The sequence below is a fragment of the Nocardia sp. NPDC051981 genome (assembly GCF_040680715.1).
Taxonomy (GTDB): domain Bacteria; phylum Actinomycetota; class Actinomycetes; order Mycobacteriales; family Mycobacteriaceae; genus Nocardia.
The window spans coordinates 23,271-35,941 of the sequence record NZ_JBFAXK010000017.1 but is presented as its reverse complement, the minus strand read 5'-3'; the positions used below and the strand labels follow the sequence as shown (position 1 = coordinate 35,941).

The following is a 12,671-nucleotide window of genomic DNA, read 5'->3' as shown; positions in this document are numbered from 1 at the left end:
GGGTATGCAGCGTGACGGCGAATCCCAGGCCGACGGCATGAGCGGTGAGGATCGCCCGGACGTCGAGTTCCATCCCGCCGGTTCCATCCCGAAGCCACCGCGCCAGCCGCAGGGCTACTTCCCGGGCGAGGAGAAACAGCATCCGGCGCTGATCACCGAGGCCGCGCCCTCGCTCGAGCAGCAGCATCGCGACCGGGTGCGGCGGTACATCACCATCATGTCGTTGCGCATTCCGTGCCTGATCGGCGCGGCCGTCGCCTACAGCGTGTGGCACAGCTGGTGGCTCTCGCTGCTGATCATCGGCGTCTCCATCCCGCTGCCGTGGATCGCGGTCCTCATCGCCAACGACCGCCCGCCCCGCACCAAGGACGAGCCCAGCCGCTGGGACGGACGACGCGATCAGATCGCGCTGGAGTCGAACCCGCACAAGGCAATCGACGGCTGATCCGTCGTTTCGCCACCAACTCGTGGAATCAGCGGGCTGAGGGGCGAATTCCCGCGGAGAGTAGGGCCGCCAGACCACACAACCCGCCCGCGATGAACCACGCCAAGGTGTAGCTGCCCTGCACGTCGCGGATGACGCCCGCACCGAAAGCGGCCAGGGCGGCGCCGATCTGGTGGGAGGCGAAGACCCAGCCGAAGGCGACGGGTCCGTCCGCGCCGAAGTGGGCGCGGCACAGGGCGACCGTGGGCGGGACGGTGGCGATCCAGTCGAGGCCGTAGAAGATGATGAATGCCCACATGCTGGGGTGTACGTCGGGTCCGAAGAGGATCGGCAGGAACAGCAGTGAGATGCCGCGCAGCGAGTAGTAGGCGACCAGCAGGTGGCGGGAGTCCACGCGGTCGGTGAGCCAGCCCGAGGCGATGGTGCCGGCGACATCGAAGATGCCCACCGTCGCCAGCAATCCGGCCGCGGTGGTGGCGGGCATGCCGTGATCGTGGGCGGCACTCACGAAGTGGGTGCCGATCAGACCATTGGTGGATGCCCCGCAGATGGCGAAACCGCCTGCCAGCAGCCAGAACACGGGATTGCGGACGATGGTCGCCAGCACCGTCACCGCGCGGGCCGCGCCACCCGGCGCCGAGGTGCGCACTCCGACCCCGCTGCCCGGCTCGGCACCGTAGGCCCGCACCCCGGCGTCGCTGGGGAAGTCGCGGATGAACAGCAGCACCAGCGGCACCACCGCCAGTGCCGTCGCCGACACCACGAGAGACGGTGCGCGCCAACCGTGATCGCGGGCCAGGCTCGCGATCAGCGGCAGGAAGATCAGCTGCCCCGTCGCGCCCGCGGCGGTGAGCACGCCGGTCACCAGGCCGCGATGCTTCACGAACCAGCGCCCGGTGATGGTGGCCACGAACGGCATGGACATCGAGCCCACGCCGACGCCCACCAGCAGGCCCCAGGTCGCCATGAGCTGCCACGGCCGGGTCATGAACACCGTCAGTCCGCTGCCCGCCGCGATCAGCACCAGCGCGCACGCCACCACCCGGCGAATACCGAAGCGATCCATCAGCGCCGCCGCGAACGGCGAGATCAGGCCGTACAGCAGCACATTCACCGACACCGCCGCGCCGATGATGCCGTGCGACCAGCCGAACTCCTCGTGCAGCGGGTCCATGAGCACACCGGGCACCGAGCGGAAGCCGGCCGCGCCGAGCAGCGCGATGAAGCCCACCACCGCCACGATCCAGGCCGGATGCGGCCGCGCCGACGACTGCACCGCGACGGTGCCGCGCAGCGGAGGACCGACCGCGTCCGGGCCGGGCTGCGCCGAACCGATCGCGCCGGAACCGAGCGATACCGAATCACCCCTGTCCTGGCCTGATCTCGGACCGCCCGCGGACAGGGTCGCGCCGGCGGCCAATGGGCTTGCGTCGTGGGGTGATTCCCGGCCGAGGTCGTCCTTCAGTTCGCTCACCCGATCGAGGGTGACCGAAAAGCCCTTCCGCCACGAGTGGCCAGAATGCCACAATGCGTCAAGATCCAGCCATCACGAGAGGAGAATCGTGCCGACACCCCATCTGGTCGCCGTCCTCGTCCTGGAACCGACCGTCGGCTTCGACATGTCGATCCCGCCCGTGGTGCTCGGCGCCGCCGTCGACGAGGACGGCAACCCGCTCTACGAGGTGCACACCTGTGGCGTCGACACCGGCGGTGTGGCCGCCACCGGCGGATACACCGTCGTCCCGGAATTCGGCCCCGAGCTGCTGGCCCGGGCCGACACCGTGATCGTGCCAGGCACCCGCATCATCCAGCCGCGGCAGGAGGGCACGCTGCCGCCCCGGGTGGCCGAGGCGCTGGCCACCATCCGGCCGGACGCCCGCATCGTCTCCATCTGCACCGGCGCGTTCGTGCTCGGCGCGGCGGGCCTGCTGGACGGCCGCCGCGCCACCACCCACTGGCAGTTCGCCGACCGGTTCCGCGCCCTCTACCCGAAGGTTCTCCTCGACGAGAACCTGCTGTTCGTGCAGGACGGAAACGTCTGGTCCTCAGCGGGATTGGCGGCCGGAATCGACCTGTGCCTGGATCTGATCCGCACCGATCACGGCAGCGCAGCCGCCAATGGCGCGGCCCGCTACTGCGTGGTGCCACCCTGGCGTGACGGCGGGCAGTCGCAGTTCATCGAGCGGCAGGTCCCGGAGTCGGGCAGCGAGGGCACCGCGCCCACCCGCCGCTGGGCGCTGGACCGCCTGGACCGGGAGCTGGACCTGAACTCCCTCGCCGCGCATGCTCATATGAGCGTGCGCACCTTCACCCGCCGGTTCAAGGCCGAGACCGGCATGGCGCCGGGCGCGTGGATCCTGCAGCAGCGGGTCCGGCACGCCCGGCACCTGCTGGAGACCACCGACCTGACCGTGGACGAGGTGGCGCGCAGCGCGGGCATGGGCACCTCCGCCTCACTGCGCCACCATATGCGCCTGGAGCTGGGCGTGCCGCCGCTGACCTACCGCAAGACCTTCCGCAAGCGCGAAACCCTGGAGACAGCATGACGATTCGCTGGATGTGGGCCTTCCTGGACCGTCCCGCCGCACAATTCGACGACAGCGCCCGGTTCTGGACCACGGTCACCGGCACCGAGCTCTCGGCGCCACGGGGCGAACGCGACGAATTCGTCACACTGCTACCGGGTTCCGGGGCGGCGACGGTCAAGATGCAGGCGATCGGCGGCCCCGCGCGCGTACATCTGGACCTCGACGTCGACGATGTCGGCGCGGCCACCGAGCGCGCCCAGCAGCTGGGCGCCACCCTCGCCGCGGACTACATCCTCACTTCGCGCATCGGCTACGCCGTCCTGCACTCCCCCGCCGGAATGCCCTTCTGCTTCACGCCTTTCCGCGATTCCGCGGGCCCGCTCACCCCGACCGTGACCGGACCCGCCGGCGACCGCAGCCGGCTCGACCAGATCTGCCTCGACATCGGCGCGAGCGACTACGAGACCGAGGCCCGCTTCTGGACCGACCTGACCGAATGGTCCTGGCGCCCCAGCACCCTGCCGGAATTCACCCGCCTCTCCGCGCGTCCCGGCCTCCCGATCGACCTGCTGCTGCAACGCCTCGGCGAAGACCGCCCCACGTCCGCGCACCCGGACATCGCCTGCACCGACCTCGAGGCCACGGCGATCTGGCACGAGCGGCTGGGCGCACACCGCGCCGAACTCGGCAAGCACTGGATCGTCATGACGGACCCCGCCGGCCAGCCCTACTGCCTGACCGGCCGCCGGCCGGCCTGAGGCGCGGGATCGCCGAAGCCCCTGCGTGCTTCGAGGCTCCTCGGAGCCGGGAAACACGCAGGGGCTTCGACGTAGCCGGTCCTGCTACTTGCGCTCGGTCTGCGGCTGGCGGCGTGCCGCTTCGCCGGAGTTGGCCAGCGCCTCGAGATCCTCGAGGAACCTCTCGATGCTGTCGGCCCGCGCCTGGGGCGAACCGATCTGCTCGCGCACCTTCTCCTCGGTGAGAGCGAGCATGGCGGCGGCCAGATCCTGCTCCAGGTCGCGGATCATCTGCCTGCGGTACTGCAAGATCTGATCGCGGCCCTGCTTGCGCACCCGCTCCACCTCGGCCGCGGCGGCCTCACGCATCTGCTGGATGATGCGGTCGGCGTCGGCCCGGGCCTCTTCGCGCATGCGGTCGAGTTCGGCCTGTGCCTCGGCGACGGCATTGTCGTAGGCAGCCTTGGCGGTGGCCAGTCGCTGCGCCGCCGCCTCGCTCTCCTCGAGTTGCCGCCGGATCTGGTCCTGAGCGTTGTTCATGATCCTCTTCACGGGTGGCACAACGTATTTCACGAAGAACCACACGATGACAGCGAAACCGAACAGCTGGCTGAAGAAGACGGGCCAATCGAAGGTGATGTTGTAAATACCCTCGGCGAGATGGGTATCGGTGAGGATCATGCAGACCCCCGTCCTCTCTGCTGGCCCGCGCTGGTCCGGGCACGATCGTTCCCGCCCAGGACCCGGCCGGCCAGGTCCTGAGCGAGTGGTTCGACGGCTTCGCGTAGTTCGGCGGCGACCTGGTCGGCCTCGGCGCGGAGGTGCGCCGTGGACTCGGCCACGATCTGGTCGGCCTCTTTCTGTGCCTCGCCGCGCATTTCCTCGAGGATCGCGCGCCCTTGGGCCCGGGCCTGGTTGCGGATGTCGGCCGCTTCCGTACGGGCTTTCTCGAGCGCGGACTCGTAGCGCGCCTCGGCTTCGGCGAAGGTTTCGCTGGCTTCCTTGGCGGTCGCCGTCGTGACCTCGACACGTGCCTCCCGCTCCGCCAGCACCTTTCGTATGGGCGGAACCACGAAGAACCAGATGACTCCGAGCACGACCAGGAAGATCAATAACTCAGCGAAGAAGGTGCCGTTGGGAACCAGGAAGTTCCCCGCGGCCTCCACATCCGTTCTGGGAGACATGATGACGTCTACTTACCGGGAGTAGCGAATACGAACAATGCCATGAACGCTAGATTGATGAAGTATGCCGCTTCGACCAGACCCACGGTCAGGAAGAAGTTCACGCGCAGGCGGCCCTCCGCCTCCGGCTGCCGGGTGACACCGTTGATCAGAGCGGCGCCGGCCAGACCGTCACCGATACCCGCGCCGATGGCACCGCCCGCCAGAATGATGCCGCCGCCGATGAGAGCGCCCTGGACGATACTCGCGGTTGCTGGGTCTGCCATTTTTCACTTCCTTTGACAAAGGGTTATAGCGCTGAACAGCTGAAGCCGCTCAGTGGTTTTCACTCTCCAGCGACATCGACTGGCTGAAGTAGAGGATGGTCAGCAGGGCGAAGATGAATGCCTGAATGGCTCCGACGAACAGGTCGAAGAGCTTCCAGATGGCATTCGGACCCCAGCTGATCCAGAAGGGGAACAACGTGATCACCGAAACCATGACGCCGCCCGCGAACATGTTGCCGAAAAGTCGCAACGAGAGCGATAGCGGTTTGGCGATTTCCTCGACCACATTGATGAAAACCATGGGGCCCCAGCCGGTGTGGCCCTTCAGCAACTGTTTCACATGCCCGCCCGGGCCGCGCCGCCACGCGCCCGCGGCGTGATAGAGCAGGAACACGAACAGCGCGAGCGACAGCGTGAAATTGAAATCGGACGCCGGCGGCGCGATCAATTCCCCCGAACCGTACTGAACGGGCAAGACGGACAACCAGTTCGAGAGCAGGATGAAGGTGAACAGCGTGACCGCCAGCGGCAGCACGAACGGCGCGACCTTCATGCCGATGGCCGTCTCCACCTGGCTGCGCATCTGGACCGTAATGGTCTCGAAGAACAGCTGCACCCCGTTGGGCACCCCGGAGGTGATCTTCACACGCAGGTAGAAGGCCAGGCCCAGCACGATCAGCGCGGCCACCCCCGTGGACACGATGGTGTCCACATTGAAGGTCATGCCCAGCAGATGCGCCTGGGCGTGATCGCCGACATGGATCTTGGACTCCCCCGAGGAATCCTCGGCGGCCAGCAGCGCCGGCGCCGACGAATGGGCGAGAGAAGCGACGGGAATGCTCATGACTGCTGTCGAAGCCCTTTCACCTCGGGCAGAGCGGTATGGAGTACCAGAATCAGCTGAAAGGCCGCCAGCCCGAAGAAGATTCCGACGCCGTAGGGCCGGGTCAGGAATGCCACCACAATCGACAAAGCGGTCAGAATGAGCAGCCGCGACGCCGAGGACAGCGCCAATTTCTGTTTGCTGGGTGTTTCCGCATCCGTGATGCGGACGATGGACATCCAGGTAAGCCGGGCGTTCACCCAGCCGAGCGTCAGACCGGTGGCCATGAAAACACCCAGCAACAATCGATCGAACGCCCCTGTGACCATCAATGCCAGTACGCCGAAAGCGATTGCGATAGCGCTCGCTCTACGCATCCGTAGCCTGTTGAGGTCCAATACGACACCGCCTCGCCGTCATCCCACCTCGTAGTGGGGCCGTGCATGATCAATAGCATACACAGCCCAACCTCGTTGCGGGGCAGTATTTTTGATCTTCAAATTGTTGATCTTGAAATTCTGAAACGCTTTTCAGCGAACTTTCCGCCACTTTATTCGGACATCAGTGTTGCACAGCTTTTTCCGCTCCGGTGCCGGTCAGCGACCGCACCTGCATCTCGGCGTACTTGGCGTCGTCACGTTCCCTCGACAGCAGGGTTCCCAGCCAGCCCAGAGCGAACGAAACCGGGATGGACACCAGCCCCGGGTTGGCGAGCGGGAACCAGTGGAAGTCATGGGATTTGATCATCGCGGTGGGCGCTCCGGAAACCGCCGGGGAGAACACGATCAACACGATCGTGACGGCCAGTCCGCCATAGATACTCCACAGCGCGCCGGCGGTATTGAAGCGCCGCCAGAACAACGAATACAGAATGGTCGGTAGGTTTGCCGAGGCCGCCACCGCGAAGGCCAGCGCCACCAGGAACGCCACATTCTGATTCTTTGCCAGAATGCCGCCCACGATGGCCAGCGCCCCGATCACCGCCGCGGTGATCCGCGCGACCCGCACCTCGCCATCCCGGCTGTCGCCGTTCCCGCGCTTGATGACATTGGCGTACACGTCATGGGCGAAGGAGGCCGACGCCGTGATGGTCAGACCCGCGACCACCGCCAGAATCGTCGCGAACGCCACGGCCGCAACGAATCCCAGCAGCACCGGCCCACCCAGTTCCAGGGCCAGCAGCGGCGCGGCCGCATTCTCCTTGCCCGGCGCCTTGGCGATCTTCTCCGGCCCCACCAGCGCGCCCGCGCCGTACCCGAGCACCAGCGTGAACAGATAGAAGACCCCGATCACGCCGATCGCCCACACCACCGACCGGCGCGCCTCCTTGGCCGTCGGCACCGTGTAGAACCGCATCAGCACATGCGGCAGCCCGGCCGTCCCCAGCACCAGAGCCAGAGCCAGAGAAAGGAAGTCGAGCTTGCTGGTGCCGTTCTTGCCGTACTTGAAGCCCGGCTCGAGCAGCTTCGCGCCGGTCTTGCCACCATGGTTCACCGCGTCGTGCAGCAGGCTCGAGAAATTGAAGTCGTAGCGCCCCAGCACCCACACCGTCATGGCCGCGGCCGCGCCGATCAGCAGCACCGCCTTGACGATCTGAACCCAGGTGGTGCCCTTCATACCACCGACGAGCACGTAGACGATCATGATCGCGCCGACGACGGCGATCACCAGATTCTGTCCCGCCGAGCCGGATACGCCCAGCAGCAGCGAGATCAGCACGCCCGCTCCGGCCATCTGCGCGAGCAGATAGAACAGGCTCACCGCCAGCGTGGAGGTGGCCGCCGCCGCCCGCACCGGCCGCTGCCGCATGCGGAACGCCAGCACGTCACCGAGGGTGAATTTGCCGGTATTGCGGAGTAATTCGGCGACCAGCAGCAGCGCCAGCAGCCAGGCCACCAGGAACCCGATGGAATAGAGGAAGCCGTCGTAGCCGTACACCGCGATGGCCCCGGCGATGCCCAGGAAGCTGGCGGCCGACAGATAGTCGCCGGAGATGGCGATGCCGTTCTGCGGCCCGGAGAAGGCGCGCCCGGCGGCGTAATAGTCTGCGGCCGTGCGGTTGTCGCGGCTGGCCCACACCACGATGCCCAGCGTGATGACCACGAAGATCGCGAAGATGGTGATGTTGAGCCCGGGCCGGCTGCCCTCCACGGCCGCTGCCAGATACCCGGTCATCGGGTCGGTCCTTCCAGTTCGGCGCGGATCTGCTCGGCCATCGGGTCGAGGGTGCGGTCGGCGTAGCGCACGTAGAGGCCGGTGATGATGAAGGTGGAAAGGAACTGCAGCAGGCCGAAGATCAGGCCGACGGTGATGTTCCCGCCCACCTTGTGTGACATGAAGTCGTGCGCGTAGTCGGCGAGCAGCACATACAGCGCATACCAGGCCAGGAACAGAGCGGTCATGGGGAAGACGAAGCGCCGGAAGCGATGCCGCAGGCGCTGGAACTCGGGGCTGTCGTAGACCTCGGTCCATTCGAGATCCGGACGGCCGGTCTTGGATTCAGTTGTCAACTTCGATACCTCCTGGTGATCCCGGTCACACTAGCAACGAAGATGCTTGCGAGCGGGTCGAATAACCGCAGGTGAGATCGCAAATTCATCGATAAGTGAGCCGAAATTCATGGGGTCCGGCGGCTAGCTACCTACCGGTTTCCCCGCGCTCCGATCGGGCGAACCGGGCCCGCTGCCGGATGCCCATCGGTTGCGGTGGCAGAGTTTCCCCCCATGCCGACGAATCAGACGACCACCTCGTCCCTGCTCGCCGACCTCGCGCCCGACCTACGCGCGGCGCTGACCCGCGTCCGCTACGACGCGGACACCCTGCTCGAGGCGCTGGGCGACGCCGCCCACGCCGCCCTCGGCCGCGGCGAACCGGTCCCCGTCCGCCGCGCCGCCGCCGATCTCGGCGAGCTCGGCACCCTCGTGCGTCTGCTGCTGCTCGGCGATCCGGTCCCCGAACGTGAAGCGGCAGCGGCCCTTTCGCCGGTGGGCATCGACCGCGCCACCGCGGCCGGGCTGCTGGAGCGTGACGGCGACGAGGTCCGCGCCGCCCTGGATCTGCGGCCCCTCGATCTCGGCGAGGGCACCCGCTGGGTGCTGTCCGACCTCGACGACTCCATGCGCCGCCGCAGCCTCGACGCCGATCACGTGCTCGGCGTCGGCCATGCCTCGCTGTCCCTGCTGCGCGCCACCCCGACCCGCCCGGTCGGCACCGTCCTGGATCTGGGCACCGGCTGTGGCGTGCAGGCCGTGCACGCCGCCGCCTACGGCCGCACCGTCACCGGCACCGACGTGAACAAGCGCGCCCTCTGGCTGGCCGAGGCCACCGCTGCGCTCAACGATCTCGATATAGAACTGCTGGAAGGCTCCTGGTTCGAACCGGTGGCCGGCCGCCGCTTCGACCAGGTGGTGGCCAATCCCCCGTTCGTGGTCGGCCCGGCCCGCGTCGAGCACACCTACCGCGACTCCGGCCTCGCCCTCGACGGCGCGAGCGAACTCGTCATCTCCGGCATGCCGGACCTGCTGAACCCGGGCGGCACCGCGGCACTGCTCGCCTCCTGGGTGCACCTCGACGGCCAGGACTGGCGCAGCCGCGTCGCGAGTTGGCTGCCCGACCACGGTATCGACGCCTGGATCGTGCAGCGCGACATCGCCGATCCGGCCCTCTACGTCGGTACCTGGCTGCGCGATGCCGGGTTGGATCCGCGGGAGGGCGCCGCCCAGGCCCGCGCCGAACGCTGGCTCGACGCCTTCCGTGAGGCCGACGTCGAGGGCATCGGCTTCGGTTTCGTCTACCTGCGCGCCACCGACGGCCCGACCGAACTGCTCGCCGAGGACCTCACCCACGGCTTCGACGACCCGCTCGGTCCCGAGGCCATCGCCTACTTCGAGCGCTCGGCCTGGCTGCGCGCCGCGGCCGCCGATCCCGACCTCATCCTCGACTCGCGCTACCAGGTCGATCCGGCCACCGCGCTCGAACGCGTCTATCTCCCCGGCGACGCGGGCTGGGCGCAGGCGGTGGCGCGGCTGCACCGCGGCGACGGCCCGCGCTGGCAGCACGAGGTCGACGACACCACCGCGGCGCTGCTGGCCGGGATGCGCCCCGACGGCCTCCCCCTGCGCGAACTCCTCGAACTGCTGGCCTTCAGCGAAACCGGCGACGCCGCGACCCCCGACTTCGAGAGCGCGGCGATGACCGTCGTGGCCGGACTGGTCCGGCACGGTCTCGTCCACCCGCGCTGAGCGAGGGCTCTCCCCCGCCGACGGCCGCCGGGCCTGCCCCGGCGGCCGTCGGTATTTCCGCAGGAAACCGCCGCTGACGGGCGGTGAGGTCCGTCACGATCACATGTCGCCCAGATACCGATACGGGCGGCCGCGGGAATGCGCCCGAGCCGCGATTCGTTCAACTACGTGCTCGAATCACGACGTCCGGGCAAGGCCCGTACACACGTATTCGCTTGTCGCGTCAGGAAGTTCGGGCGCGGCGGTGGGCAACCACCCGGTCACCGAGGGTCGTCCGCCGGTGGCGCGTGTTCCCGGCGATGCGCGCTTCTCAGGAACTTCTCAGCCGTGCGCCGTAAAAACCGCAGATCAGGCGCGGTTTACCGGTGGTCTGGCGGGGAACTTTCCTGAAGTCGGGTCCGTTGAACGGAGCGAGACACCACCGACAGGAGGCAAGTCATGACAAGCCCCGCCACCACTGACGTGCGCACCAGCGATCAAGACCTCGACGCCCAGAGCCCCGCAGCCGACCTGGTACGTGTGTACCTGAACGGGATCGGTAAGACGGCGCTGCTGACGGCGGCCGACGAGGTCGAGCTGGCCAAGCGCATCGAGGCGGGTCTCTACGCTCAGCACCTGCTGGAGACGAGCAAGCGTCTGTCCGCCGCGAAGAAGAAGGATCTGGCGATCCTGGTTCGCGAGGGTCAGGCCGCCCGCCAGCACCTGCTGGAAGCGAACCTCCGCCTCGTGGTCTCCCTCGCCAAGCGCTATACCGGTCGCGGCATGCCGCTGCTGGACCTGATCCAGGAGGGCAACCTGGGTCTCATCCGCGCCATGGAGAAGTTCGATTACACCAAGGGCTTCAAGTTCTCGACCTACGCCACCTGGTGGATCCGTCAGGCCATCACCCGCGGCATGGCCGATCAGTCCCGCACCATCCGCCTCCCCGTCCACCTGGTCGAGCAGGTGAACAAGCTGGCCCGCATCAAGCGGGAACTGCACCAGCAGCTCGGGCGGGAGGCCACCGACGCGGAACTGGCCAACGAGTCGGGCATCCCGGTCGACAAGATCGCCGACCTGCTCGACCACAGCCGCGACCCGGTATCCCTGGACATGCCGGTCGGCAATGACGAAGAGGCCCCGCTGGGCGACTTCATCGAGGACTCCGAGGCCACCTCCGCCGAGAGCGCCGTCATCGCCGGTCTGCTGCACCGCGACGTGCGCAGCGTGCTGGCCACCCTCGACGAGCGCGAACAGCAGGTCATCCGCCTGCGCTACGGCCTCGACGACGGCCAGCCGCGCACCCTCGACCAGATCGGCAAGCTCTTCGGCCTGTCCCGCGAGCGCGTCCGCCAGATCGAACGCGAGGTCATGTCCAAGCTCCGCAAGGGCGAGCGCGCCGACCGCCTGCGCGCCTACGCCAGCTAGTTCACACCCGTGGAGCCGGTCCCCCTGCTCGGCTCCACACCCTCTGATCTCGGGCCACTTTCGAGGCGCTGGCCCGATTCCGCCGGCCGATTCCGCTGCCCGAACGTCCCCTCCGGGCGCGCAGAGTCGGCCGGCGTTTCCATGCGCCGGGTCCTCCGATGCGAATATGGTTGCCGGGCAGCGGCTTCCGCACCCCTTGCGGCCCAGGGTCAGAGCCGGGTCAGGGATTGGCAGGGGCTGGGGGCCGGAATGTCGCCGCGGAAGTAGGCGGTGGGCGGAACGCCCATGAGGGAGCGGAAGTCGGCGGTCATGTGGGATTGGTCGTAGTAGCCGGAGGCCGTGGCCACGTGTGACCACGGCGTATTGCCCGCGGCGGCCAGGACCTGACGAACCCGGGCGATGCGAGCATAGTGCTTGGGCGACACGCCGATTCCGGCGGCGAACAGATTGCGCAGCTGGCGTTCGGAGACGGCCAGGTCCGCGGCCAATGCGGTGACCGGGCCGGCGGTGTCCATGGCGGCGACCGCCGAATCGAGCAGCCGGCGGTGGTCGCGGCGGACCGAATCCTCCGAGAGGCGGTGCGGGAGCACGGCTTCCAGGAAGGGGGCGACCTCGTCGGGATCGAGCTCGAGCAGCCGGTCGGCCAGATCGGCGACCGGGCCGGGCAGGTCCGACAGCACGGCGATCCGGTCGGTCAGCTCGGCGGCCGCGATGCCCAGCAGGGACTGGGACGCACCGGGAGCCAGGCGGATTCGGGTGCAGCCCGCGGCCGTGTCCGGGCTGGAGTAGGTGGCGCGGGTGCGCGGGCCCAGCACCCACGCGTCCCGGCGGCCGGATTCCTCGGTGCGCAGCACGATCGAGGTGACCACCTGGGGAATGTGGGTGAAGGCGGCGGACCCGGGGTGGACGGTCGGAATGCGGGCGATCTCGGTGATCCACGGACGCAGCGCGGCAGGCGGGGTCAGGCGGCGTTCGAGGTCCTCGGCGGTCACGACGGGAGCCAGGGTTTGCGCAGTGGTCACCCGATCAACTCTAGGCAG

At 68.0% G+C, this 12,671-nt stretch carries 14 protein-coding genes; 5 read left to right on the top strand and 9 right to left on the bottom strand.

Annotated features, from left to right (window positions below; translation table 11 throughout):
- The first annotated feature begins 4 nt into the window (after positions 1 to 4).
- Positions 5 to 445 (top strand): DUF3099 domain-containing protein, encoded by a 441-nt coding sequence (locus AB0L60_RS26520; protein WP_364618766.1) that lies wholly within the window; start codon positions 5 to 7, stop codon positions 443 to 445.
- A 28-nt stretch (positions 446 to 473) separates the two neighbouring features.
- Here the strand turns inward: AB0L60_RS26520 and AB0L60_RS26515 are convergent, their stop codons facing one another.
- The gene (locus tag AB0L60_RS26515; RefSeq protein ID WP_364619176.1) at positions 474 to 1,739 is read right to left on the bottom strand and encodes an MFS transporter; all 1,266 of its coding nucleotides are present in this window, start codon (positions 1,737 to 1,739) and stop codon (positions 474 to 476) included.
- Between the two features lie 325 nt (positions 1,740 to 2,064).
- Here AB0L60_RS26515 and AB0L60_RS26510 point away from each other — a divergent pair, with 325 nt between their 5' ends.
- Both AB0L60_RS26510 and AB0L60_RS26505 read left to right on the top strand, forming a co-directional pair.
- Positions 2,065 to 2,991 carry a helix-turn-helix domain-containing protein gene (locus tag AB0L60_RS26510; RefSeq protein WP_364619173.1) on the top strand — a complete coding sequence of 309 codons (927 nt, stop codon included), beginning with the start codon at positions 2,065 to 2,067 and terminating at the stop codon, positions 2,989 to 2,991.
- Positions 2,988 to 3,731, top strand: coding sequence for a VOC family protein (locus tag AB0L60_RS26505; RefSeq protein WP_364618763.1), 744 nt, complete (start codon positions 2,988 to 2,990; stop codon positions 3,729 to 3,731). Before AB0L60_RS26510 ends, AB0L60_RS26505 begins: the two co-directional genes overlap by 4 nt.
- Positions 3,732 to 3,815: 84 nt before the next feature.
- Here AB0L60_RS26505 and AB0L60_RS26500 read toward each other — a convergent pair whose 3' ends face one another.
- The 7 genes from AB0L60_RS26500 to AB0L60_RS26470 all read right to left on the bottom strand — a co-directional run bounded on the left by AB0L60_RS26500 (position 3,816) and on the right by AB0L60_RS26470 (position 8,493).
- A complete protein-coding gene (locus tag AB0L60_RS26500) occupies positions 3,816 to 4,391 on the bottom strand; it encodes a hypothetical protein (RefSeq protein ID WP_364618760.1) in 576 nt (191 codons plus the stop codon).
- Positions 4,388 to 4,894: a F0F1 ATP synthase subunit B gene (locus AB0L60_RS26495; RefSeq protein WP_364618757.1), complete on the bottom strand. Its 507-nt coding sequence runs from the start codon at positions 4,892 to 4,894 to the stop codon at positions 4,388 to 4,390. Before AB0L60_RS26495 ends, AB0L60_RS26500 begins: the two co-directional genes overlap by 4 nt.
- Before the next feature lie 8 nt (positions 4,895 to 4,902).
- Entirely contained in the window at positions 4,903 to 5,160 is a 258-nt protein-coding gene (locus AB0L60_RS26490; RefSeq protein WP_040810042.1) for a F0F1 ATP synthase subunit C, read from the bottom strand.
- Between the two features lie 49 nt (positions 5,161 to 5,209).
- Positions 5,210 to 5,884, bottom strand: a complete 675-nt coding sequence (gene atpB, locus AB0L60_RS26485) for a F0F1 ATP synthase subunit A (RefSeq protein WP_354837092.1) — start codon at positions 5,882 to 5,884, stop codon at positions 5,210 to 5,212.
- A 116-nt stretch (positions 5,885 to 6,000) separates the two neighbouring features.
- Complete coding sequence (locus AB0L60_RS26480) at positions 6,001 to 6,270, bottom strand: hypothetical protein (protein WP_364618754.1); 270 nt, start codon at positions 6,268 to 6,270, stop codon at positions 6,001 to 6,003.
- A gap of 274 nt (positions 6,271 to 6,544) precedes the next feature.
- Complete coding sequence (locus AB0L60_RS26475; protein ID WP_364618752.1) at positions 6,545 to 8,158, bottom strand: cation acetate symporter; 1,614 nt, start codon at positions 8,156 to 8,158, stop codon at positions 6,545 to 6,547.
- A complete protein-coding gene (locus AB0L60_RS26470; protein WP_364618749.1) occupies positions 8,155 to 8,493 on the bottom strand; it encodes a DUF485 domain-containing protein in 339 nt (112 codons plus the stop codon). Before AB0L60_RS26470 ends, AB0L60_RS26475 begins: the two co-directional genes overlap by 4 nt.
- A gap of 213 nt (positions 8,494 to 8,706) precedes the next feature.
- Between AB0L60_RS26470 and AB0L60_RS26465 the strand changes: the two genes are divergently transcribed.
- Both AB0L60_RS26465 and AB0L60_RS26460 read left to right on the top strand, forming a co-directional pair.
- A complete protein-coding gene (locus tag AB0L60_RS26465; protein ID WP_364618746.1) occupies positions 8,707 to 10,224 on the top strand; it encodes a methyltransferase in 1,518 nt (505 codons plus the stop codon).
- 438 nt (positions 10,225 to 10,662) lie between these two features.
- The gene (locus tag AB0L60_RS26460) at positions 10,663 to 11,631 is read left to right on the top strand and encodes a sigma-70 family RNA polymerase sigma factor (RefSeq protein ID WP_364618743.1); all 969 of its coding nucleotides are present in this window, start codon (positions 10,663 to 10,665) and stop codon (positions 11,629 to 11,631) included.
- A 209-nt stretch (positions 11,632 to 11,840) separates the two neighbouring features.
- Here the strand turns inward: AB0L60_RS26460 and AB0L60_RS26455 are convergent, their stop codons facing one another.
- A complete protein-coding gene (locus AB0L60_RS26455) occupies positions 11,841 to 12,653 on the bottom strand; it encodes a helix-turn-helix domain-containing protein (RefSeq protein ID WP_364618740.1) in 813 nt (270 codons plus the stop codon).
- Positions 12,654 to 12,671: the final 18 nt, after the last annotated feature.

Bases quoted from the DNA above. Each gene is read 5' to 3' on its own strand.
- AB0L60_RS26520 (WP_364618766.1), top strand. From the start codon at position 5: ATGCAGCGTGACGGCGAATCCCAGGCCGACGGCATGAGCGGTGAGGAT.
- AB0L60_RS26510 (WP_364619173.1), top strand. From the start codon at position 2,065: ATGTCGATCCCGCCCGTGGTGCTCGGCGCCGCCGTCGACGAGGACGGC.
- AB0L60_RS26505 (WP_364618763.1), top strand. From the start codon at position 2,988: ATGACGATTCGCTGGATGTGGGCCTTCCTGGACCGTCCCGCCGCACAA.
- AB0L60_RS26500 (WP_364618760.1), bottom strand. From the start codon at position 4,391: ATGATCCTCACCGATACCCATCTCGCCGAGGGTATTTACAACATCACC.
- AB0L60_RS26495 (WP_364618757.1), bottom strand. From the start codon at position 4,894: ATGTCTCCCAGAACGGATGTGGAGGCCGCGGGGAACTTCCTGGTTCCC.
- AB0L60_RS26490 (WP_040810042.1), bottom strand. From the start codon at position 5,160: ATGGCAGACCCAGCAACCGCGAGTATCGTCCAGGGCGCTCTCATCGGC.
- atpB (WP_354837092.1), bottom strand. From the start codon at position 5,884: ATGACCTTCAATGTGGACACCATCGTGTCCACGGGGGTGGCCGCGCTG.
- AB0L60_RS26480 (WP_364618754.1), bottom strand. From the start codon at position 6,270: ATGGCCACCGGTCTGACGCTCGGCTGGGTGAACGCCCGGCTTACCTGG.
- AB0L60_RS26475 (WP_364618752.1), bottom strand. From the start codon at position 8,158: ATGACCGGGTATCTGGCAGCGGCCGTGGAGGGCAGCCGGCCCGGGCTC.
- AB0L60_RS26465 (WP_364618746.1), top strand. From the start codon at position 8,707: ATGCCGACGAATCAGACGACCACCTCGTCCCTGCTCGCCGACCTCGCG.
- AB0L60_RS26460 (WP_364618743.1), top strand. From the start codon at position 10,663: ATGACAAGCCCCGCCACCACTGACGTGCGCACCAGCGATCAAGACCTC.